Genomic DNA, 1,744 nt, shown 5'->3' with positions numbered 1-1,744 from the left:
TAAGGCACCGCCGCGCCCATCGACGCCAGCCCGCCCGACAGCGAACACATCATGCCGCGCTGCACTTTGAGGTCGCGCGCGTACCAGTTCGCGCACGAGCCGGAATCGCTCGTGACGATCGCATCGGCCGGGATGCGTGGCGACAGTTCCCACACGCTACGTTGCGGATTGACGCCGCCCTTAGCCGGTTCAAGAGCACGCTTTTCCAGCGTCTTCCACCAGTCGGCGGTCCAGCCTTCGATTTTCTTGCGCCATGCGCGGTCCGTTTTCTCGGCTAGCATCGGCAGCAACGCGCGCAAGGTCTCGGCGCTGTCGCCGACGAGATTGACTTCCATCGGATAACGCAGGCTCAGCATGTCGGCCTTGATATCGATCTGGACGCCTCGCGCATTGCCTTCCTTGGGCAGGAATTCCGAGTAGGGAAAGCCCGAGCCGATCATCAGGAGCGTGTCGCACTCCATCATCAGGTCGTAGCTCGGTTTCGTGCCGAGCAAACCGATCGAGCCCGTCACCCAGGCGAGGTCGTCGGGCAACGCAGCCTTGCCAAGCAGCGCTTTTGCCACGCCCGCGCCGAGCTTGTCGGCCACAGCGATGACTTCGTCGGTCGCATTCAGCGCGCCGGCGCCGACCAGGATCGCTACCTTCTTGCCTTCGTTCAGGACCTCGGCGGCGCGCCGGAGGTCGGCGTCGTAAGGAACCACTTTCGGCGCACTGAAGCCGACGCCCGAATGCAGCGTGCCGTGCTTGCGCGCGGGCGCTTCATATTCCAGTTCCTGCAGGTCGTTCGGCAGGACGATGGCCGTGACCTTGCGTTGCGACAACGCCGTGCGCACCGCGCGATCGACCAGATGGCGCACCTGCGACGGCACACTCGCCTGCTGCACGAAAGCCCCGGCGACGTCCTTGAACATCGAAACAAGATCGAGTTCCTGCTGATAGTGGCCGCCAAGCGCGGCGCGCGCCTGTTGCCCGGTGATCGCGAGCACCGGCATGTGGTCCATGCGCGCGTCGTACAGGCCGGTCAGGAGATGCGACGCGCCGGGACCCGAAGTCGCAATGCACACGCCGAGTTCGCCGGTAAATTTGGCATGCGCGGATGCCATGAATGCGGCCATTTCTTCGTGGCGTGCCTGAATGAATTCGATCTTGTCCTTTGCGCGATTGAGCGCGCCGAAGACGCCGTTGATGCCGTCGCCCGGATATCCGAAGATACGGCGCACGCCCCACGCGTAAAGACGATCAACCAGAAAGTCGCCGACGGTTTGTGACATTACAGCCTCCTTGCGAACGACAGAGCATTTCGTGTTGACGTTCCACCGACCGTGTAACGATCACCGGTTACAGTCGACGTCGAATGTTGGCCACAGCGCAAACGCCGTGCCGCATTGCGCTGTTGTCTCCGTCATCCGCCTTGGAATCGACCGCCGCATGGCCCGGACTCCAGCGGTTATGCTTGCAAGGCGAAATACGCTCGATTGCGCGCTAACAACGCACGGTTGGTCGTCAGGAAAAGCAGAGCCATCCCATGTAGGATATATCACGTAATGATACAAAGTACATGATGTGAGCAGTTCCCGCTCTGTCCGATGCCCGAGCGCGCTTGAACATCAGGTACGATCGCCAATCGAAGGAATTCCAAATGCAAGGTTTGTCTCAGCTTCGGAACAAGGACCTCCGCGTTCGCCTTTACCTCGCCGCTGCGTTGCTTTGCGCGCTCGTCACCGCGTGTTCCCGGCCTGCGGAA

At 61.6% G+C, this 1,744-nt stretch carries 2 protein-coding genes; both read right to left on the bottom strand.

Translation table 11 applies throughout. The features are described from left to right. Window positions 1-1,271, bottom strand: a 1,271-nt coding sequence (locus AWB68_RS44550; protein WP_087650411.1) for a thiamine pyrophosphate-requiring protein, incomplete at its 3' end; no start/stop codon positions are given. Window positions 1,272-1,537: 266 nt separating this feature from the next. Beyond that, window positions 1,538-1,744, bottom strand: a 207-nt coding sequence (locus tag AWB68_RS50535; protein WP_235028873.1) for a hypothetical protein, incomplete at its 5' end; no start/stop codon positions are given.

The organism is Caballeronia choica, assembly GCF_001544535.1.
Classification (GTDB): domain Bacteria; phylum Pseudomonadota; class Gammaproteobacteria; order Burkholderiales; family Burkholderiaceae; genus Caballeronia; species Caballeronia choica.
Note: the sequence above shows the minus strand (reverse complement) of the source record. Positions and strands in the feature narration are given on the sequence as shown.